At 48.4% G+C, this 26,396-nt stretch carries 18 protein-coding genes and 2 riboswitches; of the genes, 13 read left to right on the top strand and 5 right to left on the bottom strand.

Annotation, left to right across the window (positions count from 1 at the left end; all coding sequences use genetic code 11):
• Positions 1 to 76: 76 nt before the first annotated feature.
• Positions 77 to 913, top strand: coding sequence for a c-type cytochrome (locus tag ACZ5EJ_RS11390; RefSeq protein ID WP_464557108.1), 837 nt, complete (start codon positions 77 to 79; stop codon positions 911 to 913).
• Between the two features lie 45 nt (positions 914 to 958).
• Here the strand turns inward: ACZ5EJ_RS11390 and speE are convergent, their stop codons facing one another.
• The 3 genes from speE to ACZ5EJ_RS11375 all read right to left on the bottom strand — a co-directional run bounded on the left by speE (position 959) and on the right by ACZ5EJ_RS11375 (position 6,159).
• Positions 959 to 1,918, bottom strand: coding sequence for a polyamine aminopropyltransferase (gene speE / locus ACZ5EJ_RS11385; protein WP_074684983.1), 960 nt, complete (start codon positions 1,916 to 1,918; stop codon positions 959 to 961).
• Positions 1,918 to 2,325 (bottom strand): adenosylmethionine decarboxylase, encoded by a 408-nt coding sequence (gene speD, locus ACZ5EJ_RS11380; protein WP_011635434.1) that lies wholly within the window; start codon positions 2,323 to 2,325, stop codon positions 1,918 to 1,920. The genes speE and speD overlap by 1 nt, the downstream gene beginning before the upstream one ends.
• Positions 2,326 to 2,718: 393 nt before the next feature.
• Positions 2,719 to 6,159 (bottom strand): acyl-[ACP]--phospholipid O-acyltransferase, encoded by a 3,441-nt coding sequence (locus ACZ5EJ_RS11375; RefSeq protein WP_464557107.1) that lies wholly within the window; start codon positions 6,157 to 6,159, stop codon positions 2,719 to 2,721.
• Between the two features lie 246 nt (positions 6,160 to 6,405).
• On the opposite strand from ACZ5EJ_RS11375, the gene ACZ5EJ_RS11370 reads away from it, so the two are divergent.
• The 3 genes from ACZ5EJ_RS11370 (at position 6,406) to ACZ5EJ_RS11360 (ending at position 11,976) form a co-directional block, all read left to right on the top strand.
• Complete coding sequence (locus tag ACZ5EJ_RS11370) at positions 6,406 to 9,279, top strand: ribonucleoside-diphosphate reductase subunit alpha (protein WP_143032847.1); 2,874 nt, start codon at positions 6,406 to 6,408, stop codon at positions 9,277 to 9,279.
• A gap of 51 nt (positions 9,280 to 9,330) precedes the next feature.
• Positions 9,331 to 10,464, top strand: a complete 1,134-nt coding sequence (locus ACZ5EJ_RS11365) for a ribonucleotide-diphosphate reductase subunit beta (RefSeq protein ID WP_011635437.1) — start codon at positions 9,331 to 9,333, stop codon at positions 10,462 to 10,464.
• 147 nt (positions 10,465 to 10,611) lie between these two features.
• Positions 10,612 to 11,976 (top strand): transglycosylase SLT domain-containing protein, encoded by a 1,365-nt coding sequence (locus tag ACZ5EJ_RS11360; RefSeq protein WP_464557105.1) that lies wholly within the window; start codon positions 10,612 to 10,614, stop codon positions 11,974 to 11,976.
• Here the strand turns inward: ACZ5EJ_RS11360 and uca are convergent.
• Complete coding sequence (gene uca / locus ACZ5EJ_RS11355; RefSeq protein WP_074456057.1) at positions 11,964 to 15,584, bottom strand: urea carboxylase; 3,621 nt, start codon at positions 15,582 to 15,584, stop codon at positions 11,964 to 11,966. The genes ACZ5EJ_RS11360 and uca overlap by 13 nt on opposite strands.
• Positions 15,585 to 15,832: 248 nt before the next feature.
• A riboswitch (guanidine-I (ykkC/yxkD leader) is annotated at positions 15,833 to 15,936 on the bottom strand.
• Between the two features lie 212 nt (positions 15,937 to 16,148).
• A riboswitch (guanidine-I (ykkC/yxkD leader) is annotated at positions 16,149 to 16,250 on the top strand.
• A gap of 266 nt (positions 16,251 to 16,516) precedes the next feature.
• On the opposite strand from uca, the gene ACZ5EJ_RS11350 reads away from it, so the two are divergent.
• The 5 genes from ACZ5EJ_RS11350 (at position 16,517) to ACZ5EJ_RS11330 (ending at position 22,422) form a co-directional block, all read left to right on the top strand.
• The gene (locus tag ACZ5EJ_RS11350; RefSeq protein WP_464557104.1) at positions 16,517 to 18,055 is read left to right on the top strand and encodes an APC family permease; all 1,539 of its coding nucleotides are present in this window, start codon (positions 16,517 to 16,519) and stop codon (positions 18,053 to 18,055) included.
• Between the two features lie 14 nt (positions 18,056 to 18,069).
• A complete protein-coding gene (locus ACZ5EJ_RS11345) occupies positions 18,070 to 18,798 on the top strand; it encodes an urea amidolyase associated protein UAAP1 (RefSeq protein WP_464557102.1) in 729 nt (242 codons plus the stop codon).
• Positions 18,795 to 19,460, top strand: coding sequence for an urea amidolyase associated protein UAAP2 (locus ACZ5EJ_RS11340; RefSeq protein ID WP_464557101.1), 666 nt, complete (start codon positions 18,795 to 18,797; stop codon positions 19,458 to 19,460). The genes ACZ5EJ_RS11345 and ACZ5EJ_RS11340 overlap by 4 nt, the downstream gene beginning before the upstream one ends.
• A 53-nt stretch (positions 19,461 to 19,513) precedes the next feature.
• Positions 19,514 to 21,847: a 5-oxoprolinase/urea amidolyase family protein gene (locus ACZ5EJ_RS11335; protein WP_074456062.1), complete on the top strand. Its 2,334-nt coding sequence runs from the start codon at positions 19,514 to 19,516 to the stop codon at positions 21,845 to 21,847.
• Positions 21,848 to 21,978: 131 nt separating this feature from the next.
• A complete protein-coding gene (locus ACZ5EJ_RS11330; protein WP_011635445.1) occupies positions 21,979 to 22,422 on the top strand; it encodes a universal stress protein in 444 nt (147 codons plus the stop codon).
• Between the two features lie 70 nt (positions 22,423 to 22,492).
• Here the strand turns inward: ACZ5EJ_RS11330 and mltB are convergent, their stop codons facing one another.
• Positions 22,493 to 23,566, bottom strand: coding sequence for a lytic murein transglycosylase B (gene mltB / locus ACZ5EJ_RS11325; RefSeq protein WP_074456063.1), 1,074 nt, complete (start codon positions 23,564 to 23,566; stop codon positions 22,493 to 22,495).
• 143 nt (positions 23,567 to 23,709) lie between these two features.
• Between mltB and ACZ5EJ_RS11320 the strand changes: the two genes are divergently transcribed.
• From ACZ5EJ_RS11320 to rpmE, 4 genes are all read left to right on the top strand, one after another.
• Positions 23,710 to 23,856 carry a hypothetical protein gene (locus tag ACZ5EJ_RS11320; protein WP_176752587.1) on the top strand — a complete coding sequence of 49 codons (147 nt, stop codon included), beginning with the start codon at positions 23,710 to 23,712 and terminating at the stop codon, positions 23,854 to 23,856.
• Between the two features lie 281 nt (positions 23,857 to 24,137).
• Positions 24,138 to 24,464, top strand: coding sequence for a thioredoxin TrxA (gene trxA / locus ACZ5EJ_RS11315; RefSeq protein ID WP_011635447.1), 327 nt, complete (start codon positions 24,138 to 24,140; stop codon positions 24,462 to 24,464).
• Between the two features lie 213 nt (positions 24,465 to 24,677).
• Complete coding sequence (gene rho, locus ACZ5EJ_RS11310) at positions 24,678 to 25,937, top strand: transcription termination factor Rho (RefSeq protein ID WP_464557099.1); 1,260 nt, start codon at positions 24,678 to 24,680, stop codon at positions 25,935 to 25,937.
• Between the two features lie 173 nt (positions 25,938 to 26,110).
• Entirely contained in the window at positions 26,111 to 26,323 is a 213-nt protein-coding gene (rpmE, locus tag ACZ5EJ_RS11305; RefSeq protein ID WP_041353600.1) for a 50S ribosomal protein L31, read from the top strand.
• The last annotated feature ends 73 nt before the right edge of the window (positions 26,324 to 26,396 follow it).

Raw genomic sequence — 26,396 nt, 5'->3', positions numbered from 1 at the left:
TTTTCTTAATCGGTATTGCAATCAACATATTCGCATTATGCTCTATTGCAGATGCTTGATACTGAGTGTGTGTTTGATGATCGGCCTTATCCATCCGGCGCATGCACAAGCTGATGCAATGGATACCCTCATCAAATTCAAAAATCAGGATAGCATCGTCCAATCGCTAAAACCAGAGGAGCTCGATACCTTTACCAGGCGGACAATATTGAATGTTTTTGAAGTGCACGAGCATAGGGAACGTCAATATAAGGCTTATCCTGTGCGGCCCGTTTTGGATCAGATTTTTGGACAAGGCTGGAGAGCTGCGGACGAGATTGTTTTTAGCTGCAAAGATGGCTATCAGCCCAGTATTCCGGTTGCGAAGTTTCTCACTTATGACGCCTATCTTGCTGTTGCCAGCGCAGATGGTTCCCCTTTTATACTGGATAACACACTGCAAAATCATGAAGTGGTGGAATTGGGGCCGGTTTATCTGGTATGGGACAACCTGAAATTCCCCATCCTGCTTGCAGAAGGCGCTGCCGATATGCCGTATCAGATCATTGGCATTGAGCTCGCTGCTTTTGCCACCCGTTTCCCGGGAATGTTTCCTCCAGCGCGTGTTTCTGCTGAGGTCAAACGTGGTTTTTTACATTTCCGCAAATATTGCATGGCGTGCCATACCATCAACGGGCAAGGAGGAGGGAAAGCGCCTGAATTAAATTATCCCATCAGCGTAACCGAATACTTCAAACCAGAATACCTGAAACGCTGGATTGATGATCCGGCCAGTCTACGCTACAACACGACCATGCCGGCGCTAGCTGCAGAAATACCGGAGCGAGAGAAAGTTTTGGAAGAAATTATTGCTTACCTGACGGCTATGCAGAGGGTGAAGCACACTCCGCCTGCGAAAAACAGCAAAAAATGATTCTGTTACTGCCGCTGGTAGCGATATACAGCACGTCCAGTATGTTCAGTCCGGGATGACGGTAACGCCAGGCAACGATTCGGGGTCGTTGATTCCTTCAAGTATTTCACCCCGGTGAATTAATTTAACCGGTCGCTGCAGGATCTCGCGTACAAAATTAGGTTGTGCGAGCAGGGCATGGTGAGTCGCTCCGTTGTAGAGCTGCAAATCCTGCAATCCCTGTTTATCTAGACGTGCATTAACTTCTTCTGAGCTCAGAAGTAGAGGATCAGTCGTGTCGGAAGCCATGGCCATACACCATAACGTGCCGTAGAGCGGGACATACTGCAAATAGGGCCGAACGATGGCAAACACTTTCCGTAACGAAGCGGCAATTCTTGCCATGGGTATCTGCAAATGAATGGGTGATCCGATATGCAGCGAAATTACCCCACCGGGATTCAACAGCTTTTGGCAGGCACGATAAAATTCAACTGTGTAAAGATCGGTTGCTGGCCCGAACGGGTCGGTCAAGTCGAGAATGATCTGATCGAAGCGTTCAACGCTACTTTCAATAAAAGGCAGCGCATCGCCCAGGAGCAGCTCCAGGCGCGGATCATCAAATGCCCCGCGATGAATAGTTGGCAACCATTCTCGCGCCATCCGGATCACCTCACCATCCAGTTCAGCCAGTACCAGGCGCTGCACCCCGGGATATTTGAGTAACTCTTCTGCCGCGCCGCCATCGCCACCACCAACAATCAGGGCGTGGCGCGGTGCACCATGGCTGATGGCAGGCAAATGCACCATGGGTTCATGATAAAAAAATTCATCACGCTCCGAGGTCATGAAACAGCCATCGATGCGCATCACCCGGCCAAACAGTGGATTCTCAAAAATCTCAATTTTTTGCCAGGCTGAGTTTACCTTTGCCAGTTGTCGGCTTGCACGCAGATAAAAACCAAAATCCGGGCTCAGACGCTCTGCTACATAACGCGCTTTATAAGCATTGCCGGATTCTTCCATCACGCACGCTCAACCCGGTGCAGATGCGGATCAGCCGGATTGAAGGCTTCCAGAATGCTGTCGAACAGTTGCTGTGCTTTGGGGCGATTGTCGGATGAATAGTTACAGACATACACATCCAGGGTCACATAACCGGATTCCGGCCAGGTGTGAATGGATAAATGGGATTCTGCCAGTACCACTACACCAGTCACACCGCCTCCTTCGCCAAAACTGTGGAAAAGACTGCCAACGATGGTTAAACCAGCTGCAGTTACGCATTGCTTGCAGAACGTTTCCAGAAAATCAGCATCCAGCATCAAGCGTTCATCGCATGAACAACCGTATAAATCACCAATCAAATGCAAACCCATTGCACTGCGCTTAACGGTAGATGGCATGGATGTAACGGTAATCATAGTATTCATGGATATAACTCCCTTTTCTTTTACTTGGTCAGCAGAACCAGCAAGCTTTTTGCAGCACGAAATTCGTTATCCGCTTGCTATGTAACTTTTGTAGCATGTAAATAGACAGGAAGGCGTGTCGCCGGTCACGTTGCCAAGCCTTCATTTCGTTGCTGTACAGCACTGTAAGCAAGCAACGCTGGCTGCACTCTGTCCGGCCAGGATTTTTTCAAGCCGCTGATTATAGCGCTCAAACAAGCTGAAACAAATAGCACTTGCCGGAAGAGCAGGTAGTACGGCCATAATTGGCCAGATATCTGTTGTTCATAGCATGATTCGCTATAAAACAGCTATATTCCCGACGATCCGGGCGTACCGCATAATGAAAGGATGATCTGTTTTATCAATAAATCTCTAACCAGGGCTTGTGCCTGGCTGCTGCACCCATTCGTGCAACAGTACATAATCGATTTTACCCGTCGCCAGTAACGGCAGTTTGTCAATGTACAAAATGTTCTGTGGGATTCCCAGTTCGCCCAGATCATTTTTGCTGAAATAAGTGATGATTTCACTTCGATCTGCTTGCTGGCGGGTGGTAATCAGCACAATCTGCTCACCTTTTTTCGCATCAGGACGCTGGATTACGGCATGACCATAACCTGGCCACAGCCGATTGATGGCTTCCTCCACCGCTGTCAACGAGATCATTTCTCCACCAATTTTGGCAAACCGTTTGGCGCGCCCCTTAATGAAAACATAACCTTCCTCGTTGATTTCAACGATGTCGCCTGTATCATGCCAGCCTTCGGCGGGCGGTACGATCATGCCGGGATTGGCGGCCAGATAATAGCCCAGCATCACATTCGGGCCAGATACCAGCAATCTGCCACCCTGGCTGATTCCCGCAACCGGTTCCAGTCTGCTGTGAATACCTGGCAACAGGCGACCCACTGAGCCGGGATGGTTATGCATCGGCGTATTTAAACTGAGGATAGGGGCAGTCTCCGTCGTGCCGTAGCCTTCAAAAATACGTACACCAAAATTTTCCGACCATAGTCTGCGTGTGCTTTCCCGCAATTTTTCAGCACCGGCGAATACATAACGAATGCTGTAAAAATCGTAAGCATTGGCATAGCGCGCATAGCCAGCAAGAAAGGTATCTGTGCCAAACATCAGGGTGGCGTTGGTATCGTAGATCAGCTCGGGAATGATCCGGTAATGCAGCGGTGATGGATACAAAAAGACCCGGATACCGGACAACACTGGCAGCAATGTGCCACCCGTCAAGCCAAAAGAATGAAAGATCGGCAAGGCATTGAATACCAGATCGCTCGGGCCGAAATCAATCCGGGCAGATACCTGAAAGCGATTTGCCTGTAGATTGGTATGGCTGAGTACAACCCCCTTGGGCGTATCTTCGGAGCCGGAAGTAAACAGAACCACAGCCGGTGCATCCGGATCGCGCCGGGAATCCGTCAGACGATAACTTATTCCGGGTAGCCAGCCTGCCACCAGTCCCATCAGCTTGTGCCACCAGTGCACCTGGTGCGGCAGATCTTCCAGATAAATCAGATGGATCTGCTGTGCTTTCAGACTGTCGATCTGCCTGCTCAGTTTTGCCACTTCGATAAATTTGCGTGCAGTAATGACTGTCCGGATTTGTGCAATCCGGCAAGCCATCACCAGATTTCTGGAGCTGGCAGAAAAATTCAGCATAGCGGGCACACGCCCGAAAGCATGTAGTGAAAAAAAGCAAATCAGGTTGCTCACCATATTGGGCAGCATGATCCCCACGTTTTCTTGCGCATGCGTACGGTGGCGCAAAATAGCACCCAGTATGAAGCTGCGGGTGATCAGTTGCGAATAATTCAGCGGATGACGTTCAACATCTTCTGCGATGGTATGTTTTCCGCCATGTGTAGCAGCAGCGTCGAGCAGAGACTGAAATAGGGTTTGCTGCATGGCATTGCTCTGAAAGACAGTGGTGGCCATGATGTCGTATAGCTTTAGCCCGGCTGTTCGGCGGCGGCGCCTGCCACGGATTGAGTCCGGCAGATTAAAGTTTTCTGGCGGCATGACGGTGATGGTGATCCTGGGAAACCAGCGTATTCTCACTTTGCCTTTCAATCTGGAAAAAGGCGTGTATTGTGGGCCTGACAGGCTAACTGGAAGCAATTTTGCATCGACTTTATCTGCAATCATGGCTGGGCCTTCGTAGATTTTCATGAGCGCTCCAGTCATTGTCATTCGACCCTCCGGAAAAATCACCACTCTTTCACCGTTTCTGACTCGTTTGATCAGCAGGCGTGTGGAAAGGGGATTGATCGGATCCACCGTCACCGTATCCGCCAGAAACAGGAATGGCCGAACCCACCATTTCCGGGCAATATCAGAATTGATGGCAAAACACAGGCGCTCAGGAAAACATACGCTCAGCAGTGCGGCATCCAGGAATGACAGGTGATTGGCAACGATCAATACCCTTTCTCCCGCCTGCTGATAATGTTCCAGCCCATTGATCTTCAGACGGTAAAAGGTATGAAAGATCCAATGCAAAATGGATCTGGCCAATTCATACGGCAACAATTTTGCAATGTAGATTGCCACCAGACCATTGAGCAACGCGATCGTCAGGAATACCTCGGGAACAGTAAAATCCAGTGCCAGCATCACACTGATTCCCAGTGCAGAAACCACCATGAATAGCGCATTCATGATGTTATTGGCAGCAATGGCGCGCGATCGCTGAGAAGCTTCTGCGTAGTTTTGTACAATGGCATACAGCGGCACAATGTAAAGCCCGCCACTGATTGAGATGACCAGCAAATCCAGCAGAATTCGCCAGTGGGCGAATGATTCCAGAAAACTCAGGGCACCGATGAATTCCTGATCTGATGCGGGGACGACAGCAACACTGGCAAAATATAAATCGACGGTGAAGAACGTCATGCCCAGTACACCCAAAGGCACATAAGTGGCAGCCACTTTCCCCTTGAGCAACTTGTCGCACAGCAGTGCACCGATACCGATCCCCACTGAAAAGAGCGTTAAGAACAGCGTAACAACCTGTTCGTTTCCACCGATAATTTCCTTGGCGAAGGTGGGAAACTGCGACAAAAACGTAGCACCAAACAGCCAGAACCACGATATCCCGAGAATGGCGTGAAACACTGTGCTGTTCTGCCGAGCTTGCTGAATGATTGTGCGCGTGTCTTGGAGGAGATGCCAACTGACTGTTGTATCTGCAGCAGCCGGTTGAACCGGGGGAATAAACAGGCTGAATAACCAGCCTGCCAATGCCACGCTGATTACGATAGCCGATACAATCCATCCCCCTTGTTCAGCCAGAATAAGTAATCCCCCTATGATTGTACCGAGCAGGATGGCAATAAATGTTCCCGCACTAACCAGCGCATTACCGCCAATTAGCTCATCTTCACGCAACTGATCTGGCAGGATGCTGTATTTTAACGGACCGAAGAAAGCAGACTGAGCGCCCATCAGAAACAATATCCCCAGCAGAAACAGTACGCTGTCCAGATAAAATCCTGTAGCAGCCCCCCCCATCAGAATGATTTCGACGAATTTGACATAGCGGATCAGCCTTGCCTTGTCCCATTTATCCGCCAGTTGACCGGCAAGCGCAGAAAAAATGAAAAATGGCAGGATGAAAATACCGGCCGCCAGCGTAACCATGATCTGTGGGCTCAGGCCCGCGTTGTCCATAGCGGCATAGGTAATCAGGATCACCAGTGCATTCTTGAAAACATTGTCATTGAATGCACCCAGAAACTGGGTAACAAAAAAGGGTAAAAAACGTCTGCTTGAAAGCAGTTTCCACTGACTTGAATGCATGGTAAACCTTCTCGGATAGTGATCTTTTGATTATAGGGAACTCTTCCCGGAAACCATAGCCTCTAATACGGCATCATCTGCTGTTGACAATCGGCATGCACAACAGGTACCATTATTTAACCATTCATACCACAATATATTGTGGTTCAAGCTATTTGACGGTTATCGTCATTTTCATTGCAATTACTTGTTTTTAGTCATTTTTTCAATCAGCAGTACGCCCGGATTGAACAGGAGAAATTGATCATGCAGCTCGCTACAGACGCCCCTTCATCCTCCTCTATTCTCCAGAAAAATTTTCTGGGAGAGATGACCGATTCGCCAGCAACCCGGCAGGATTATTCCCAATATAAAGTGATCCGCCGCAATGGTGCTGTAGTGGCATTTGAGCCGGGCAAAATTTCCATCGCGATGACCAAGGCGTTTATTGCGGTACGAGGCGGACAAAGTGCGGCTTCCTCCAGTATGCGTGAGATCGTGGCACAGCTGACCGGCGAAGTGGTGCATGCGCTGACTCGCCGCCGCCCGGGAGGAGGCACGTTTCATATCGAGGATATTCAGGATCAGGTAGAGCTGGCGCTGATGCGCTCGGGTGATCATGACGTTGCGCGCGCCTATGTGCTGTACCGTGAGGAGCGGGCGCGGGAACGGGCAAGGCAGCAGAAAGAGCAGCCGACTTCTACCCAGGCAGCGGTGTTGCATATTGTGGAAAATGGACAAAGAATTCCGCTGGATCCATCCCGACTGACAGCACGCATTGAATCGGCCTGCCAGCATCTGGGGAATGTCGTCAATGCAGGGTTGATCGTCAAGGCAATGCTGAGAGATTTATATGATGGCGTGCCTGCGGAAGAAGTCAGGAAATCCGCCATTTTATCTGCGCGCGCCTTGATCGAAAAAGAACCTGCCTATAGCTTTGTGACAGCCAGGCTGCTGCTGGACAACATTCGCCATGAAGTTCTGGGTGAAGATGTTTCCCATGAGGCCATGCAGTCACGCTATGCCGATTATTTTCCAGGTTTTATCCGACAGGGGATGGAGGCCGGGCTGCTGGATGAGCGTCTGGGCCAGTTTGATCTGGCACGGTTGTCAGAAACACTGATGGCAGATCGTGATCTGCAATTTGGCTACCTCGGCTTGCAAACCCTGTATGACCGGTATTTTTTGCATATTTCCGAACGGCGTATCGAGCTGCCCCAGGCATTCTTCATGCGTGTTGCCATGGGACTGGCGCTGAATGAAATTGATCGTGAGGCGCGTGCTATCGAGTTTTATCATCTGCTGTCGACATTTGATTTCATGAGTTCAACGCCAACATTGTTTAACTCTGGCACACGACGCTCGCAGCTATCCTCATGCTATCTGAGCACGGTGCCGGACAGTCTTGATGGTATCTACGAAGCCATCAAGGAGAATGCCTTGCTGTCCAAGTTCGCGGGCGGGCTGGGTAATGACTGGACACCGGTCCGGGCAATGGGAGCGCGCATCAAGGGCACTAACGGCAAATCGCAGGGCGTGGTACCTTTTCTCAAGGTGGTTTCGGATACAGCAGTGGCCGTTAACCAAGGCGGCAAGCGCAAAGGCGCAGTCTGTGCCTACCTGGAAACCTGGCATCTTGATATCGAAGAATTTCTGGAGTTACGCAAAAATACTGGTGATGATCGACGGCGGACGCATGACATGAATACCGCTGTCTGGGTACCGGATCTGTTCATGAAGCGTATGCTGGAAGATCAGGAATGGACGCTGTTTTCACCTTCCGACACACCGGATCTGCACGAGAAATATGGCAAGGCATTTGAAGAAGCCTATATTGCCTATGAAGAGCAGGCGACGCAGGGCAGATTGGCGCTGCATAAACGTATCCCGGCCCGGCAACTGTGGCGCAAGATGCTGACGATGCTGTTTGAAACCGGCCATCCGTGGATCACGTTCAAGGATCCATGCAATATCCGCTCGCCACAAAATCATGTTGGCGTCGTACACAGCTCCAACCTGTGTACCGAGATTACGCTGAATACCAATGAAAAGGAAATTGCCGTATGCAACCTGGGATCGATTAATTTGCCGGCACATATTGTGGATGGCAAACTGGATCTGACTAAGCTCAAGCAGACAGTCGCCACGGCCATGCGCATGCTGGACAATGTGATCGATATCAATTTTTACGCAGTAGCAAAAGCGCGCAATGCCAATTTACGCCATCGGCCGGTCGGGCTGGGCATCATGGGATTTCAGGATTGCCTGCATAAACTAGGGATTTCCTATGCATCCCGCGAAGCGGTTGAATTTGCTGATAGTTCAATGGAAGCAGTTGCCTATCACACCTACTGGGCATCTACTGAACTGGCTGAAGAGCGCGGCACCTATGCCACCTATCACGGCAGTTTGTGGGAGCGCGGCATCCTGCCACAGGATTCGCTGGCGTTGTTGCAGGAGGAACGTGGTGGCCATGTGGAGGTTGATACCTCATCCACGCTAGATTGGACCCCATTACGTGAGCGGATCAAGCAATACGGCATGCGCAATTCCAATTGCCTGGCGATTGCACCCACTGCGACAATCTCCAATATTATTGGTGTTTCGGCCAGCATCGAACCCACCTACCAGAATCTATATGTTAAATCCAATCTTTCCGGCGAATTTACGGTCGTCAATCAATCGCTGGTTAATGACCTCAAGAAGCAGGATTTATGGGATGAAGTCATGATCGCAGATCTCAAACACTACGATGGCGCTGCCAGCAAGATCGACCGGATTCCTGAAAATCTGCGTGCTCTTTACGCTACCGCATTTGAGATCGATCCCCGATGGCTGGTTGAAGCAGCTGCCAGAAGACAAAAATGGATTGATCAGGCGCAATCCCTCAATCTTTATATGTCAGGTGCTTCCGGTAAGAAAATGGATGATTTATATCGATTGGCTTGGTTGCGTGGTCTCAAGACAACCTATTATCTGCGCGCCATGGGGGCGACCACTGCAGAAAAATCAACAGTGCATACCGGCACGCTGAACGCGGTCCCTGCACAGCAAAATGGGCATACGGACAGCTCAGGGCAAATCCATTCCGCCACAAAACAGTGCGCGATCGACGATCCTGAATGTGAAGCGTGTCAGTAAGTATTGAAAAATTTCCCCAGATAATTCAAAAATATAAAGAGGAATAAAAGGATGTTGAATTTTGAAGATGAAGTATTTCAGCCGAGAAATATCCCAGCAAGCGTCCCCACACAAAAAACAACTGCTGAACAGCAAGGGCTGCACGAAGAAATATCAGCAGAAAATCATCGCCGGGTTTCCGTAGAAGACAAGCGCATTATTAATTGCAAGGCGGATGTTAATCAGCTGGTGCCATTTAAATACAAATGGGCATGGGAAAAATATCTGTCAGCCTGTGCCAACCACTGGATGCCGCAAGAAATCAACATGACGCGTGATATTGCCCTGTGGAAAGATCCCAATGGGTTGACTGAGGACGAGCGCCGTATCGTCAAGCGTAACCTCGGTTTTTTCGTCACGGCTGATTCACTGGCGGCCAACAATATCGTGCTGGGAACCTACCGGCACATTACCAATCCCGAATGCCGCCAGTATTTATTGCGTCAGGCTTTTGAGGAAGCAATCCACACGCACGCTTATCAATATATTGTCGAATCGATTGGCCTGGATGAAGGCGAAATCTTTAATGCCTATCATGAAATCAAATCGATTCGTGACAAGGACGAATTTCTGATTCCCTTCATCGACACATTGACGAATCCCACGTTTCAGACAGGCACGCTGGAAACTGATCAGCAGCTGCTAAAAAGTCTGATTGTGTTTGCCTGCATTATGGAAGGGCTGTTTTTCTATGTTGGATTTGTGCAGATTCTGTCCCTTGGCCGGCAAAACAAGATGACCGGGGCTGCTGAGCAGTATCAGTACATCCTGCGTGATGAATCCATGCATTGTAATTTTGGCATTGATGTTATCAACCAGATAAAGCTGGAAAATCCACATTTATGGACGCGCGAGTTTCGGGAAGAAATCAGTGCACTCATGCGCAAGGCGGTGGAGCTGGAGTACCGTTACGCGGAAGATACCATGCCGCGCGGCGTACTGGGATTGAATGCACCCATGTTCAAGGAATATCTGCGCTTCATTATCAATCGCCGTAGCCATCAGATCGGGCTTGATCCATTATTTCCCGAAGCAGGCAATCCTTTTCCGTGGATGTCAGAAATGGTTGATTTGAAAAAAGAAAAAAACTTCTTTGAAACTCGTGTAATTGAATACCAGACGGGAGGCGTATTAAGCTGGGATTGAAATACTGATCAATCGATTGCTGATTGAAAAATGGTGTAGAATATTGGACGGGCCGGCTGGTTCACTTTAAAATTCAAAAATAGAGGTGACCAGCCTTTTTTATTTTCAGAAAAAAATTATGCGAGTGAACCGTTCGTTTTATTCCGGATGAAGACAAAATCGAATACCTTACTGGCATTGATTGCCGCAATAGTATTAACGTTTTCTCCTGTTACGGCGCAAGCCGATAGATCTTTAGAAAAAAATAACGGTATTACCGTTCTGGAAACAAAGCCGTATCAGGCACCATTACACAAACAGCAAGATGATCTATGGATGCGCGTACGGGCTGGATTCTCTCTGACCAATACACAAAGCCAGGAAGTTCGACTCCACGAAAGTAATTTCAGTAAAAACCAGCGGTTTATAGATCATGTCGTTGAACGCAGTCAGCGCTATCTGTTTTATATCATCGAAGAAGTGGAGCGACGACATATGCCGGCCGAGATTGCGTTACTGCCGATCATTGAAAGCGCTTTTGACCCGGACGCCTACTCCCACAGACATGCAGCAGGATTGTGGCAATTTATCCCCTCGACAGCAAAAGCATTTGGGCTGGAACAAAACTGGTGGCATGACGAACGACGCGATATTATCGCCGCCACTCAGGCGGCGCTGGATTACCTGCAGATGCTCCACAAAATGTTTGGTAACTGGAAGTTGGCGCTGGCCGCATACAATTGGGGCCAGGGGTCTCTGAAAAAAGCGATTGACGAAAATCATGGTGGGAATAAATCAATCAGCTACCAGCAGATCGACCTTCCCTCCGAAACCAGAAACTATGTCTCCAAGCTGATTGCCATCAGAAATATCATTGCCCATCCTAACCGTTACGGCATCAAGCTGAAACCCATCGCGAACCGGCCTTACTTCGAGCAAATTACAATCACCCAGCAGATCGACGTTCAACTGGCCGCCAGGCTTGCCGGAATTTCAGAAAATGAATTTAATGCCTTGAATCCGGCGTATCACCGGCCCGTCATCAAGGCAGAAGGATCTCCACGCGCCTTGCTGTTGCCCATCACCAAGGTCAAAACTTTTGTAGATAATCTTGAAAATTATGATAAAGCGCTGGTTTCGTGGCGTGTTTATCAGGCTCAGCCAGCAGATACCTTGCAGGATTTATCCAATCGGTATCGCATCCCGGTTGCAAAACTGGCCGAGACCAATGGTATCTCCGAGCGAGCAGTGCTGAAAAAAGGGCAGACACTGCTGGTGCCACGTGACGGCAACAGCATCAGGGAAAGAACCTATCTGGCGCATAACCTACTCAAGACATCAGCGAAGTCTCCCCGGCCAGAACACTTCGTATACACCGTCAGAAAGGGAGATACACTTCAGGCGATTGCCAGACGCTACGGAATTGATATCAACACCGTTCGTTCGTGGAACAAGGGGAGCGACCGGCTTTCTATTGGACAGAAATTGACGCTCAAGCTGACCGCACCCTTCAATAGCCCTTATTCCTCCTGAACAATCAGCAACAGCTGACCGGAACATACATAATCTCCCTGCTTGCAGCTGACTTGTTGCACGATCCCGCTGACAGGCGCACTCAGGGTGATTTCCATCTTCATGGATTCAATGACGATAATTGGATCTCCAATATTGACTGATTGCCTGGTTTCAATCAACAGCTTCCACACGGTGCCAGTCACATCCGAACTGACAGCGTGCGCACCATCCGACAAGCTGACCTCGTTTTCTGTGTGAGTGCTATCGAGCATATTTTCGCCAATATCATCCTTTATATTCTCTGTCTGCCAGCATTCACGCTCGGCCTCAAACGCTTTTTGCTGCCGGGATTTGAATGTCTTGATACTATCTGCATGCTGCTGGAGAAATGCCTGATAAGCGCGCAGACTGAAGACCGTATCCTCTGTGCGCAGCGTGAAGCGACCCGTAATAAAATCCTGACGTAATTCAAGCAGCTCATGCTCGGAAACAGGATAAAACCGGATCTGGTCAAAAAAACGCAGCAACCACGGTTTGCCGGCAGTAAAATCGCGCGTTTGACGATAACGGTTCCACATCTGCACCGTTCTCCCGACAAACTGATATCCACCCGGGCCCTCCATGCCATAAATACACAAATAGGCTCCTCCGATTCCGACTGCATTTTCCGGCGTCCAGGTACGTGCCGGGTTGTATTTGGTGGTGACGAGACGATGACGTGGATCGACCGGTGTGGCAACCGGGGCACCCAGATAAACATCTCCTAGCCCCAGGACCAGATAGCTGGCATCAAAAACAATACGTTTGACCTCATCAATATTCTCCAGTCCGTTGATGCGTCGGATAAATTCAATATTGCTCGGGCACCAGGGCGCATCTTGCCGGACTGATTGCATGTACTTTTCAATCGCAAGTCTTGTAGCAGCGTCATCCCAGGAGAGTGGCAGATGTACGATACGCGAGGGGATTTCCATATCGTCAATGGCCGGCAAATCTTGTTCGGCAGCAATGAGCCTGTCCAGGAGCTGGTCACGCGCCAGTAGTCGCGAATCAAAATGGATCTGTAAAGAGCGAATACCGGGCGTAATATCAAGAATTCCGGACAAATTCCCTTGATCGATATGCTGTTGCAGCCAGGTCATCAAGGCGTGTGCGCGGAGATGCAATGTGATATCGAGTACCGCTTCACCATATTCAATCAACAGATATTTGTCTCCTGATTGTCGGTAAACAACCTGCACCTGCCTGTCAGTTGCAGGAATCCGGTGTAATATAGGATTCCCTCGATCAACCGGGAGCATAGGCATATCAGACGCCGCGAGTGTAAAGGCATCCGGTTCCTGAATCATCTTGTCCTGTTGCTGTTCCAGCAGCAGTGCATATTCCACTGTCAGCGGATAAAAGCGCACACTATCACCTGGTTTGAGTTGGCCGATTTTCCATAATTCCGCCTGTACAATCACGGCAGGACAGACAAATCCACCTAAACTAGGGCCATCCAGACCAAGAATGATGGGCATATCACCAGTAAAATCAATCGTGCCGACCGCGTAGGCATTGTCATGGATATTCGATGGATGCAGTCCGGCTTCCCCTCCATCCTTGCGCGCCCATTGTGGCTTGGGACCAATCAGACGCACGCCGGTGCGGCTGGAATTGTGGTGCACCTTCCAGTCCGTCGTAAAAAACATATCAATATCTGCTTCCGTAAAGAAATCCGGTGCGCCATGCGGGCCGTACAACACGCCAATTTCCCAATGGTTGGTGTAATGTGGAATACACTCGACAGGCAATATGCTGGGTTCAGCTTCTTCTGCAAACCGAATATGCAGCACATCCCCGGTGCGTAGCGCACGTCCGGCATGTCCGCCGAACTGTCCCAGCGTAAAGGTAGACTTACTGCCTAGGTAATCCGGCACCTGAATTCCGCCTTGAATAGCCAGGTAGGAGCGGCTACCAGCCTGGCGGATTTTGCCAAACTTTAACAGCGAGCCCGCTTTGATGAAGTGTGACTGCCATTGCGCCAGAGGTTTGTCATCCAACCAAACATTGATAGGAGCGCCGCATACTGCAATGAGGCTGTTACAGTTGAAGCGCAGTGTGGGCCCGGACAGGGTGATTTCCAGTCCTGCAGCACCATCCGGATTTCCGACCAGCCGATTAGCCAAACGAAAAGCCAGGCTGTCCATCGGTCCGGAAGGCGGCACACCTACGTTCCAATAACCCGTTCTGCCAGGATAATCCTGTACCGTCGTTTGCACACCAGCGTTCAGCACATCCATGGAATGAGGCTGGTAGCGAAACCCGGCAAGGTATTGCGTGCTGACTTGTCCGCTGCGAAATACTGTCCCGGATAACACCTGTCTGAGGTAATCCAGATTGGTTTCAATGCCATAAAGGGTGGTTTTATCCAGTGCGGCGACTAAACGATCAATGGCCTGATCGCGATCTGCAGCATGCACGATGATTTTGGCCAGCATCGGATCATAGAACGCCGATACTTCGCAGCCTGCGGCCACCCAGGTCTCAATCCGTGCAGTTTCCGGAAATTCGACTGCACTCAACAAACCACTGGAGGGCTGAAAATCTTTCGCCGGGTTTTCCGCATATACACGCGCCTGAATGGAAGTCCCCTGTGGTTGAATGTTGAATGATTCCAGCGACGGTAATGCATTAGCACCAAGCAGAATCATCCATTCAACCAGATCAATGCCGGTCACCATCTCGGTCACACCATGTTCCACCTGCAGTCGGGTATTAACCTCCAGGAAATAAAACTGATCGGCAGCGGCGTCGTAAACATACTCCACTGTGCCAGCAGACTGGTATTGAACCGATTCACCCAAGCGCACGGCTGTTTCCTGCAGCGCTGTGCGAGTTACTGGCGACAGGCCTGGCGCAGGGGTTTCTTCGATTACCTTCTGGTTACGCCGCTGCATGGAGCAATCGCGCTCTCCCAGCGCAATCACTTTCCCCCGGCCATCACCAAAAATCTGCACTTCAACATGACGGGCTTGATCAATATATTTTTCCAGAAACAAACCGGCATTGCTAAAGTTGCTTTGTGCCAGATTCCTGACGGATTCGTATGCATCAACCAGTTCCTGTTGGCTGTGGCACAAGCGCATGCCAATACCACCTCCCCCCGCCGTACTCTTCAGCATAACCGGGTAGCCAATCCGAAGTGCTTCCTGACAGGCTATTTCGATACTTTCCAGTAATCCGGTACCCGGCAGCATGGGCACATCAAGCTGCTGTGCAAGCATGCGGGCAGTATGCTTCAGGCCAAAGATACGCATCTGCTCGGGTGTGGGGCCCAGAAAACAAATTCCTTGCGTCGCACATTGTTCTGCAAACTGGGCATTTTCGCTTAGAAACCCATACCCGGGATGGATTGCCTGGGCACCTGTCCGATACGCAGCATCCAGTATTTTATCGGTACGCAGATAGCTTTCACTGGCCAGTCCTTCGCCGATGCAAATACTCTCATCGGCATCCAGCACATGTTGTGATAACGCATCAGCTTTGGTAAAAACCACCAAGCTACTGATTCCCATTCGGCGTAATGTGCGGATAATACGGCAGGTGATAGCGCCACGATTGGCAATCAGAATTTTTGTAAACATAGGTTCTCCTACTGTAGGCTCCATATGATTAAACAAGCCATATCATGGTATGTCAGCAAAAATAAATACCGGTGCTATAAAGGCAATCTAAAAGCACCTGATCATCAAGTAAATGGACGAGTTGTTGGAAAGAAAACAGGAGGTGTGGAATAAAGCTGGAAAGAAAGGTAAAAAAGCAGGCGATACATATAACAAATCTCCAGACGGTCGGAAATAACTAGAACCAATAATGCACCTGGCATTATGTAATCTCCCGGGCTTTTATCCCTCCGTGGCGCTTCGTTATGGAGAAGCCTCGGGCTCTCGGACCAGTCGCCTCCCTTGGAAAGCCGGAACCCTAGCCCGAAGTAATTTCAAGCAGCTGGCAACAAATTCATGGCAGCAACCTTGTCCTGCTCGTTGAAACAAAAATACAACGTCAAGAGTAGCGAATCTTTGCTGAAATCACAATATTTCTCTTGTATTTCAAAAATCTTGATGTATATAATGAGATTGTGTTCTTGTTTGTCAAGATTGAATCCAATCAGGATTCTCACGGTAAACAAAATAATTAGAGGTACAGTTGCTTTACGAAACTAGGGTTCCGGCTTTCCAAGGGAAGCGACTGGTCCAAGGGTTTCGGGCCCTTTCAAGGGGGTTCCACGGAGGGATAAAAGCCCGGGAGGTTATGTTTTTACATTAACTCCCGGAACCCACAATGGAAAAGTTATCGCACGCATGTACTTCTGTTCAATATTCAAATCCTTCATTCATTTATCCTTTTGCATCAACCGCTGGCTATTATTTAGCAGTTGGGGCGCTGTTACATATCCGTTTTCCCTGTTCAGATACTCCCAGGTTGCGGGCTTCCGCAGCTGCAATTAATTTTCCAGCAGTAAATTTTGTTGTTTCCAGCAGCACAAAATGCCCTTAACCTTCAAGAGAAGAACTATATGACAGCAGTAGAAAAGAAAGACTTATTTTCTGCAGCAGATAGCAGTTCGGCTGACGGAACTGAAACAGAATACGGAAACACCCGTGAAACAGGACAGCTTCGTCGCTGTATGAGTGTCTGGAACTGTTGCACCCTGGGATTCTCGGTCGTATCACCGGTAGTAGGGCTATACGCTATTTTTGGTGTCGAGAATCAGGTAACAGGCGGAGGATGGATTGCCGCACTTATTCTGAGTCTATTCATGCAGCTTACAGTAGCAACTGTCTATGCCGAGCTTTCATCACAATTTCCCATTGCCGGTGGCGCCTACAAATGGTCCAGGCATTTGATAGGGCCAAAGACAGGCCAGTATGCGGGAATCATTTATGTCAGCTCGGTAATTGCGATGCTGACCACGACTGCCTATACAGGGGGGATGTGGCTTTCTGCAGTAGTCATGGGTGGAGACACACAAGGTGCCTCAGCAGTTATCTGGGGCGGTGTGTTCCTATTGATTTGTACACTAGTTAATATCGTTAACCAGCGAATTTACAAGATAATCAACTTACTCGGGGTCAGTGCTGAAGTATTGGGCTCGATATGTGTCGCACTGATTCTGTTTTTCTTCTTCCGTATCAATCCCGTTTCCGAATTGTTCCAGCATTTGGGAACGGGGCTGGCACCTACCAGCATAACTGCTTTCCTGGCGGCACTAGCCATTGCAGGCTGGGCATTTATCGGATTCGATTCCTGCTCCACTATTGCTGAAGAGGCCCATAACCCCGAGAGAATTATTCCACGTGCAATCTTCCTGTCCCTGTTGGCAGTGGGCAGCATAGTGCTTTTCAATTCTTCCGCATTGATGTTGTCGGTTAGTCACGCTACGTTAATCGAATCCAGTGCTACTTCTGACCCCATTTCACCGATTATTGCCAGCACCATCGGAGTCTGGGCTGCCAAGCCATTTCTGATAATTGTGATGACAGCTTTTCTTTCCTGTGGATCATCGGTAGTTAATTACGCTGCACGCATCGTTTTCTCGATGGCGCGCGAAGGGAATCTGCCTACCTTCTTTTCGCATGTCACAAGAAAAACGCAACTGCCGCGCAATGCAATCGCTGGAACCGTGCTTATGGCCAGTCTCGGGCTGCTTTTTGGGCTGAATGATGGCGCAGTTGCAACCATTATTGCTTTCGGAACGGGCGGGTTATATGCCATGTTTTCCATGACAACAGGCGTTGGTCTGTATGCACGGCTAACTGGCCGGTGGAATCCCGCATTGGGCGCGCTTCGACTGGGGAAATGGGGATTGGCAATCAATATCGTAGCTTTTGTCTGGGCACTATTCGAGCTGATCAACATTGGTTGGCCACGCGACTATATAGCCGCCCCGGGGGCAAGCTGGTGGCAGCTCTGGGCGGTACCACTGGTGTTGGGCACCCTGTTGATTCTAACAACATTGCATGTGCAAACAGGGTACAAGCGTGCGATAAAAAAGGTTTTGGACATTACTGCTCCGGGAGATATCCGGAAGCAGGTTGATAAAAACACACTGTAACGAGGAGTGAAGGTATGAATCAGATTGCTCGGTATCTTTGGGAAACACATATTCCCGGCGGGTGTCACTGGTCGGGAATTGTACGTCGAGGAACCACGTTGCGCCTGACAGACGCGGCAGGAGGCGCCAATGCCGCCGTTCTGTTTTACAACATGGAAGAAAAACTGGAGCGTTACAACATGGCAGATACGCTTAAAACACAGCATACATTCCACTTAACCAAAGGCCATGCTTGCCATTCCGATATGGGACGGGTTTTTTGTTGCATCACTGAAGATACTGCAGGCTGGAACGATACGGTTTGTGGTCTGAGTGACGCCGGGCTGATACGCCAGAAATTTGGCCTGGGCCGATATCAGGAACTGCGTAACGATATGTATCGCAGCGGACTCGATGGCATGCTGATTGAGCTGGGAAAATGGGGGTTGGGCAGGCGTGACGTAGTACCCAACATCAATTTTTTCAGCAAGGTGACTGCTGGCCTGTCTGGAGAATTGCAATTTCATGTAAATCACAGCAAAGCAGGAGGCCATGTGGATCTGGCTTTTGTAATGGATACACTGATCGTGCTATCCGCAGCCTCGCATCCACTGGATCCGGCGGAAACCTATCACCCCGGTGCGATTGATCTGGCGGTATTCCCATCGTCCTCTACCGCAGAGAATGCATGTGCCCACATTGCGGAGAATGCACGCGCACTGGAAAACACCCGACGTCTTTATGCTTATGGAGGTGAAAAATGAGCACAAAAAATCTGGTTAAAAGCACACTAAATCCCGATCTTGCCGTTATCAATGAAATTTGTGCTGCAGGTGAGCCATGGGTCAAGGAAATAAAAAAAGGGCAAACATTCCGCATCGTTGATCTTGAAGGAAATCAGGCAGTCGATACACTTTTTTACAATGTACAGGATGCAATGGAGCGTTACAGCGCATCCGACACCATATGCCGGCAACATAGTCTGTATCTGACAACCGGCAGCAAGCTGTATTCCAATTTCGGTAATGTCATGCTCACCATTACAGCGGATACCTGCGGGCGACATGATACGGTAGGCGGTGCCTGCGCGGCCGAAAGCAATACCACTCGCTATGCGCTGGATAAATACCCGATGCACAGCTGTCGGGATAATTTTCTGCATGCCTTGGCGCATGATCCGGTGTGTGAACGACTCGGTATGAGCAAGCGCGATATCCCCGCCAACATCAATTTCTTCATGAATGTTCCAGTGACTAAAGAAGGTAATCTGGAGTTTGCCGATGGTGTATCAGCGCCCGGCAAATATGTGGAAATGCACGCCGAAATGGATGTGGTGGTACTGATTTCAAATTGTCCGCAATTGAATAATCCGTGTAATGCCTACAACCCCACCCCTATCCGTCTGCTGATCTGGCCAAGAATGTAACAATAGCCGAACCCTGCCCCCTGAGCCAGACATTACCGAGCATGGAGAACAGAATGTCCGATAAAACGTTAAGTACGAGTAAAGCCGCCAAACCTGTTATTGAAGTAGTCACACCTGGAATACAAACTACGATACAGGACTACCCTGGAAGACGAGGTTACTGGAATATCGGTGTACCACCTTCCGGGCCGATGGACAGCCTGGCATTCAGGCTCGCTAATCGCCTGGTGGGAAATGAGGAAGGGCAGGCTGCTATTGAAATCACTTTTGCGGGGCCAACCCTGCGTATTCATTGCGACAGTGTCATCGCAGTGACGGGCGCTCCCGTCGAAGTAACCTTGAACGGAAAGCCATTAGCGCAATGGAAATCGCACAAGGTTGAAGCAGGGACATTACTTGTTTTTGGCGATGTGCTGGATCAGGGCAGCCGGGTTTATCTGGCAATACAGGGTGGTATTGACGTCCCGGATTATCTCGGCAGCAAATCCACCTTCATGCTGGGCCAGTTCGGCGGGCATGAAGGTCGCATCCTACAGGCAGGCGATATGTTGAACATCGCAGCAGACCTCTATGCAGAGTATGTTCCGCATGAACTGCCGCAAGCAGCTGTACCGCAATATACCCATCACTGGAAAATCGCAGTGCTATATGGCCCGCATGGCGCGCCAGATTTCTTTACAGAAAAAAGCGTCACGGGTTTCTTTGCTGCCGAATGGGTCGTGCACCATAACTCTGATCGTACCGGCGTGCGTCTGATCGGCCCGAAACCAGAATGGGCAAGGACAGATGGTGGAGAGGCTGGACTGCATCCTTCCAATGTGCACGATGTTCCCTATTCAATTGGCGCGGTGGACTTTACTGGAGATCTGCCGGTTATTCTTGGGCCGGATGGTCCCAGCCTGGGTGGGTTCGTCTGTCTGGTAACAGTTGCGTATGCTGAGCAGTGGAAAATGGGGCAACTCCGGCCTGGTGATCGCATTACCTTTCAGCGCATCACAGCCGATGATGCAACAGCACTAGAGGCATCTCAAGATGCATTCGTCCGCAGTTTGCATCTCCCGGAAACAATATCGGCGCCAACTACGATAAAGACGGCGACATCAACATCACCCGATACTCCCATCTTGCATACCATTCCAGAAGCAGGCGAACAGGTGCAGGTTGTGTATCGGCAGGCGGGAGATAAAAACCTGCTGGTAGAATATGGCTCGATGACGCTTGATTTCAACCTGCGTTTTCGTATCCATGCGCTGATGGAATGGTTGCAGCAGGCTGTGGATGGCGGTGATCTGCCGGGAATCGTGGATTTGACGCCCGGCATCCGCTCACTGCATATCCGCTTTGATTCCAGAATATTGCCACGCAGCAGATTGCTGGACACGCTGATTTCTGCAGAGCAAAAACTACCTTCCGTTGAAAATATGGAAGTACCGACACGGATCGTGCATCTGCCGCTTTCCTGGAACGATTCATCCGTTCAGCTGGCTATGAAAAAATATATGCAATCTGTGCGTAAGGATGCACCATGGAATCCGGACAATATCGAATTTATACGACGAATCAATGGATTGAACGGTATTGATGAAGTCAGGAACATTATTTTTGATGCCAGCTATCTAGTGATGGGATTAGGGGATGTCTATCTGGGTGCGCCACTGGGCACGCCTGTGGATCCAAGACATCGCTTGGTCACGACCAAATACAATCCAGCCCGTACCTGGACACCAGAGAATGCGGTAGGGATTGGCGGCGCCTATATGTGTGTGTACGGTATGGAGAGCCCGGGTGGTTATCAGCTGGTGGGACGTACCATACAGATGTGGAACAGCCATATTCAGACAAAAGATTTTAAAGAGGGCAAACCTTGGTTGCTCCGTTTCTTTGATCAGGTGCGCTTCTACCCTGTGACAGAGGCAGAGCTGGCCAAGATACGCAAAGATTTTCCGAATGGAAGATTTAGTCCGTACATTGAAGAAGATCGTTTCAATCTCAAACAATACAACAACTTTCTGAAAGAACATGCTGTATCGATTGATGCCTTCAAAACAAAGCAGAAAGCTGCCTACATAGCTGAGCGTGAACGCTGGAAAGCGGATGGGCAGGAAAATTATACGACCAGTGAACCCCCGGAAAACAACTGCGTACCGTACAATATCACCATACCTACAGGAACTTGTGTGGTAAACACACATTTAACCGGTATTGTATGGAAATTGCTGGTAAGTGAAGGACAGCATGTGAACACGGGTGATGCTTTAGCGGTATTGGAATCAATGAAGATGGAATTTACGATCAAGGCACCTGTCAGCGGCGTAGTACACCAGATATTCAGCCCGGCGGGAAGCAAGGTCTCCGCCAGACAGATATTATTCCTAATCAGAGAATGAGCGCAGAATAATGCCTGTTGAGCTATCTGTTTTAATTCTAATGAAACATAATATCGCTAGTTTTGAAAATTAATGATGGTTATTGGTACGGAGATTCCTTAACTCTGCTTTATTAACTTGTCAGGAAAATCATGTCTGTTTACCAACATATTTTACTTGCCGTGGATTTTTCACCACAGGACAGCCAGGTTGCGCAGAAAGCTAGGAGTTTGGCGCTGCAAACTGGGGCAAAGCTCAGTCTTATTCATGTTCTGGATAATATTCCCATGCCTGATACGCCTTACGGCACCGTGATTCTGTTGGATACCAAAATATCTTATGCAATGCTGGAGACAGAGAAACAAAAATTGAATGAAATAGGTGATGAGTTGGAAATCAATCCTGGTTGCCGCTGGCTGATTTGGGGAGAGCCCAGACAGGAAATTATTCGTATCGCTGAGCAGGAAAGGATTGATCTGATCGTGGTTGGTTCGCGTGGAAGACACGGACTCGCATTGTTATTGGGTTCCACTGCGAACAGGGTGCTTTATCATGCAAAATGTGATGTGCTTGCGGTACGCTTACAGGACGATTAATCGTCGCCAGTGAGACTATCATCTTGGGCACCGCCTCGAAGGGTCTATTTGATGGTTATCAACCTGCTGGCTATGAAGATCTGGCAACGCGAATTGCTCTGGCCAGCTCAAAAACGGACATGGCATAAAAAGTGCTGCGGTTGTAGCGTGTGATTGCATAAAAATTTCTGAATCCCAGCCAGAACTGGCGGTTACCTTGGCTGTTCAATTCCAGCAAGGCTGACAGAGTGTCATCTGTAATTGAATCGAGTGGGATGATGCCGGCTTCGCGTAATTTTTTAACTGAATGTAACGGTTCTATGCCCGCATCCAGAAACTTCTGAAAGTTTTCTGATCTGATCCGCGCACGAACAGCAATCGGCTTGCCTGCTTCCCATCCATATTCCTTCAGATAATTGCCTATACTGCCAATCGCATCGGCAGCACTCCCGGATAAATCAATTTTTCCATCATGATTAAAATCAACTGCGTAGCGCCTGTAGCTTCCGGGCATAAATTGAGGGATGCCAATTGCCCCGGCATAAGAGCCTTTGATGTCCAGCAAACCAAATTTTTGCTCCCTTGCCAGCAATAAATACTGCTCCAGCTCTTCACGAAAATAGTCTGCTCTTCTGGGGAAATCGAAAGCTAGTGTTGTCAATGCATCCATGATACGGTAGGTGCCGGTTGATGAACCATAAGCAGTCTCAATACCGATAATCGCGACGATGATTTCCTCAGGGACACCGTAGATTTTTCTTGCCTGTTCCAATTCGCTGGCGTGCTTGTTCCAGAAATTAATTCCACCTCTAATGCGCTGTATGTTGACAAATCGTTTCCGATATTCATCCCAGGTAATTGCTGAGGCTGGGGTAGAGATCAGCTTGAGAATATCGGGCCGGAAATTTGTCTGAGAAAATATTTTTTCTAATTCGTTCATTTCATATTGATGGTGGTTCACCATATACGTTATAAAATTTCTGACTTCTGAGCGCGAAATGGGAGTTGGTTGTGCGGCTAGACAAACTGAAGAATAAGCAATCAGGATTATTGGCATAAATAAAAGCAGGCGATCCGGAAAATAACTGGAATTTATCAGCCTGAATAGATTTTTAACCAAGAAGTTCAGGAATGCCGGACGAGTTGAGCAGAAATCGTAGTTCATTTGTAAAAATCCTGATAAATGTTTCAGAGTGCTGCGAATCAGTTCGAAGTATTTGCTTTGATCAGGTAAAGAGAGGTGTTTCATTGAAAGTTGTCAGCTTAAAATCAGGTTTTCATATGGGTTAATCTAAGTGCGCAAACATAATGAATAAAGAAATAATTTACAGACTTGCAGTATTATTGGACCTATTACAAGATGATTCAAAGTCTGCTTGTGCCGATAATCCCCGGGATTGTCCTGCTGGAATACTTGCAAAAAATTCAAAAATGTTGACAAATTTATTGATTTGAATGTTATTGTAAGTATAATATATAAAATATTCAGATCTTTTAGTTTTGCCTCACAGTTACGGTAAAAGCTACATTTTTAAAAAACAAAAACACTGCATAGTTTACTTATTACCCGCCCGTTCTTTCTGTAGTATACAAATATAGAGTCATTTTAGAATTCAAGTTGTCTTTAGTGGCTGTTTAGAACACTATCATTTGAATTCAGTTAATTGGTCAGTTGCAACAGACTGCAACTGCCGTCAGCGTTCACTTTGATCCAGCAAACTTTAAAAGAGGATTTCATGAGCCAACACATCCATTATGTTACAGATGCAACTTTTGAGGCAGAGGTATTGCAATGTCCCCTCCCGGTACTTGTCGATTATTGGGCTGAATGGTGTGGACCATGCAGAATGATTGCACCCATTCTGGATGAAATTGCAAATGAATATAATGGTCGCCTTAAAGTAGCTAAACTTAATATTGATGAAAATCAATCAACTCCACAGAAATACGGTATTCGTGGAATTCCGACCTTGATGCTGTTCAAGAACGGGAATATTGAGGCCACAAAGGTTGGGGCCTTATCAAAATCGCAGTTGATAGCGTTTGTTGATGACCATCTGTAAAACCAGATTTTAAGTACTGATACAGGCCGAGTGAGTTACGTGCAATTTTACATTCGGCTGACTCTATTTCATTAGAGCGTGAGCGGTCTTTACAAATCGCGATTTTATTATCCGATATTGAGTAAGCCGGCAATAATTTCATACATCTCATAGCACGCTCTGAATATTCCCTCCATTCACCTGCACTTTTTTTGATCTTCAAGAGTCACTTTCATGCGTTTATCTGATTTAAAGAGCATTCATGTTTCAGAGTTGGTAAAAATGGCTATCGCGAATGATATTGAGGGTGCCAACCGAATGCGCAAGCAAGACCTGGTTTTTGCCCTCCTGAAAAACCAGGCACGTAAAGGTGAGAGCATATTCGGAGAGGGTACATTGGAGATCCTGCAGGATGGCTTCGGGTTTTTACGCTCTCCAGACACATCCTACCTTGCCGGGCCTGACGATATTTACATCTCCCCCAGTCAGATCCGTCGTTTTAATTTGCATACGGGGGATTCAGTCGATGGTGAAATACGACCCCCGAAAGAAGGAGAGCGTTATTTTGCACTGGTCAAGATAGACAAGGTTAATAATGAGCCACCTGAAAACTCCAAGCGCAAAATACTATTTGAAAATCTGACGCCACTTTTTCCAACTGAGCGTCTGACGTTGGAGCGCGATAATAAATCCGAGGAAAATATTACGGGTCGGATTATTGATTTAATTGCACCCATTGGGAAAGGTCAGCGTGGGTTATTGGTGGCCAGTCCAAAATCAGGTAAAACGGTGATGCTTCAGCACATCGCACATTCTATTGCAGCCAATCATCCGGATGTGGTGTTAATAGTGCTCTTGATTGACGAGCGCCCTGAGGAAGTTACAGAAATGGTACGTTCCGTGAGGGGGGAAGTCATATCATCAACTTTTGATGAATCGGCTGCTCGTCATGTTCAGGTAGCCGATATGGTGATCGAAAAGGCTAAACGATTGGTTGAGCACAAGAAAGATGTCGTCATCCTGCTTGATTCAATTACCCGCCTGGCGCGTGCATATAACATGATCGTACCTGCCTCCGGCAAGGTGCTGACCGGTGGGGTGGATGCAAACGCATTACAACGTCCCAAACGCTTCTTTGGTGCTGCACGCAATATTGAAGAAGGGGGGTCACTTACCATTATCGCCACTGCGCTGGTGGATACCGGTTCACGTATGGATGATGTGATCTATGAGGAGTTCAAAGGAACTGGTAACATGGAAATTCATCTTGATCGGCGCATGGCAGAAAAGCGTATTTACCCTGCCATCAATGTGAATCGTTCAGGAACTCGTCGAGAGGAACTCTTGATATCCTCGGAAATCCTGCAAAAAATATGGATTCTGCGTAAATTGCTTTACCCGATGGACGAGATGGATGCAATGTCATTTCTGCTGGATAAAATTAAGGCCACAAAAAATAACGCTGATTTTTTTGATTCCATGCGGCGCGTGTAATACCGCGAAGACCACGTTGGCCAATTCAATTTGGGTGGAAATTTAATACCTTACTACTTGTGGGGAGGTTTTTATTTCAGTTAACGCAGCTGTAGTTAGTTGCAGCCATACTTATCTTAAGTGATAATAGCTGCCTTTTATTTAGCTCTTACAAGATAAAATAAGGATATCAAATGAAGGAAGGCATCCACCCGGAGTACCATGAAATAATCGTAACATGCAGCTGCGGCAGCGAATTCAAGACACGATCCGTTTTGAGCAGGCCTTTGCATATTGAGGTTTGTTCGTCCTGCCATCCGTTTTACACAGGTAAACAGAAAATCGTAGATACAGCAGGCAGGGTTGAGAAATTCAATCAGAAATACGGAAGATATTTACAGAAGTAATATCAGGGGAAATCAGCAAAGCATTTTTTATGCCGGGCTGAGAGTTTCTCTGTTGCAAATACCGTACCGGCTA

The organism is Nitrosomonas sp. TNE100, assembly GCF_055387135.1.
The sequence above is the reverse complement of the archived record's forward strand: the minus strand, read 5'-3'. Positions and strand labels throughout refer to the sequence as shown.

Coding starts and splice junctions, on each gene's coding strand:
- ACZ5EJ_RS11345 (WP_464557102.1), top strand. CDS start 18,070: ATGAATCAGATTGCTCGGTATCTTTGGGAAACACATATTCCCGGCGGG.
- ACZ5EJ_RS11350 (WP_464557104.1), top strand. CDS start 16,517: ATGACAGCAGTAGAAAAGAAAGACTTATTTTCTGCAGCAGATAGCAGT.
- mltB (WP_074456063.1), bottom strand. CDS start 23,566: ATGAACTACGATTTCTGCTCAACTCGTCCGGCATTCCTGAACTTCTTG.
- ACZ5EJ_RS11370 (WP_143032847.1), top strand. CDS start 6,406: ATGCAGCTCGCTACAGACGCCCCTTCATCCTCCTCTATTCTCCAGAAA.
- speE (WP_074684983.1), bottom strand. CDS start 1,918: ATGGAAGAATCCGGCAATGCTTATAAAGCGCGTTATGTAGCAGAGCGT.
- speD (WP_011635434.1), bottom strand. CDS start 2,325: ATGAATACTATGATTACCGTTACATCCATGCCATCTACCGTTAAGCGC.
- rpmE (WP_041353600.1), top strand. CDS start 26,111: ATGAAGGAAGGCATCCACCCGGAGTACCATGAAATAATCGTAACATGC.
- uca (WP_074456057.1), bottom strand. CDS start 15,584: ATGTTTACAAAAATTCTGATTGCCAATCGTGGCGCTATCACCTGCCGT.
- ACZ5EJ_RS11390 (WP_464557108.1), top strand. CDS start 77: ATGATCGGCCTTATCCATCCGGCGCATGCACAAGCTGATGCAATGGAT.
- ACZ5EJ_RS11365 (WP_011635437.1), top strand. CDS start 9,331: ATGTTGAATTTTGAAGATGAAGTATTTCAGCCGAGAAATATCCCAGCA.
- ACZ5EJ_RS11375 (WP_464557107.1), bottom strand. CDS start 6,159: ATGCATTCAAGTCAGTGGAAACTGCTTTCAAGCAGACGTTTTTTACCC.
- ACZ5EJ_RS11360 (WP_464557105.1), top strand. CDS start 10,612: ATGAAGACAAAATCGAATACCTTACTGGCATTGATTGCCGCAATAGTA.
- ACZ5EJ_RS11320 (WP_176752587.1), top strand. CDS start 23,710: ATGAATAAAGAAATAATTTACAGACTTGCAGTATTATTGGACCTATTA.
- rho (WP_464557099.1), top strand. CDS start 24,678: ATGCGTTTATCTGATTTAAAGAGCATTCATGTTTCAGAGTTGGTAAAA.
- ACZ5EJ_RS11335 (WP_074456062.1), top strand. CDS start 19,514: ATGTCCGATAAAACGTTAAGTACGAGTAAAGCCGCCAAACCTGTTATT.
- ACZ5EJ_RS11330 (WP_011635445.1), top strand. CDS start 21,979: ATGTCTGTTTACCAACATATTTTACTTGCCGTGGATTTTTCACCACAG.
- trxA (WP_011635447.1), top strand. CDS start 24,138: ATGAGCCAACACATCCATTATGTTACAGATGCAACTTTTGAGGCAGAG.
- ACZ5EJ_RS11340 (WP_464557101.1), top strand. CDS start 18,795: ATGAGCACAAAAAATCTGGTTAAAAGCACACTAAATCCCGATCTTGCC.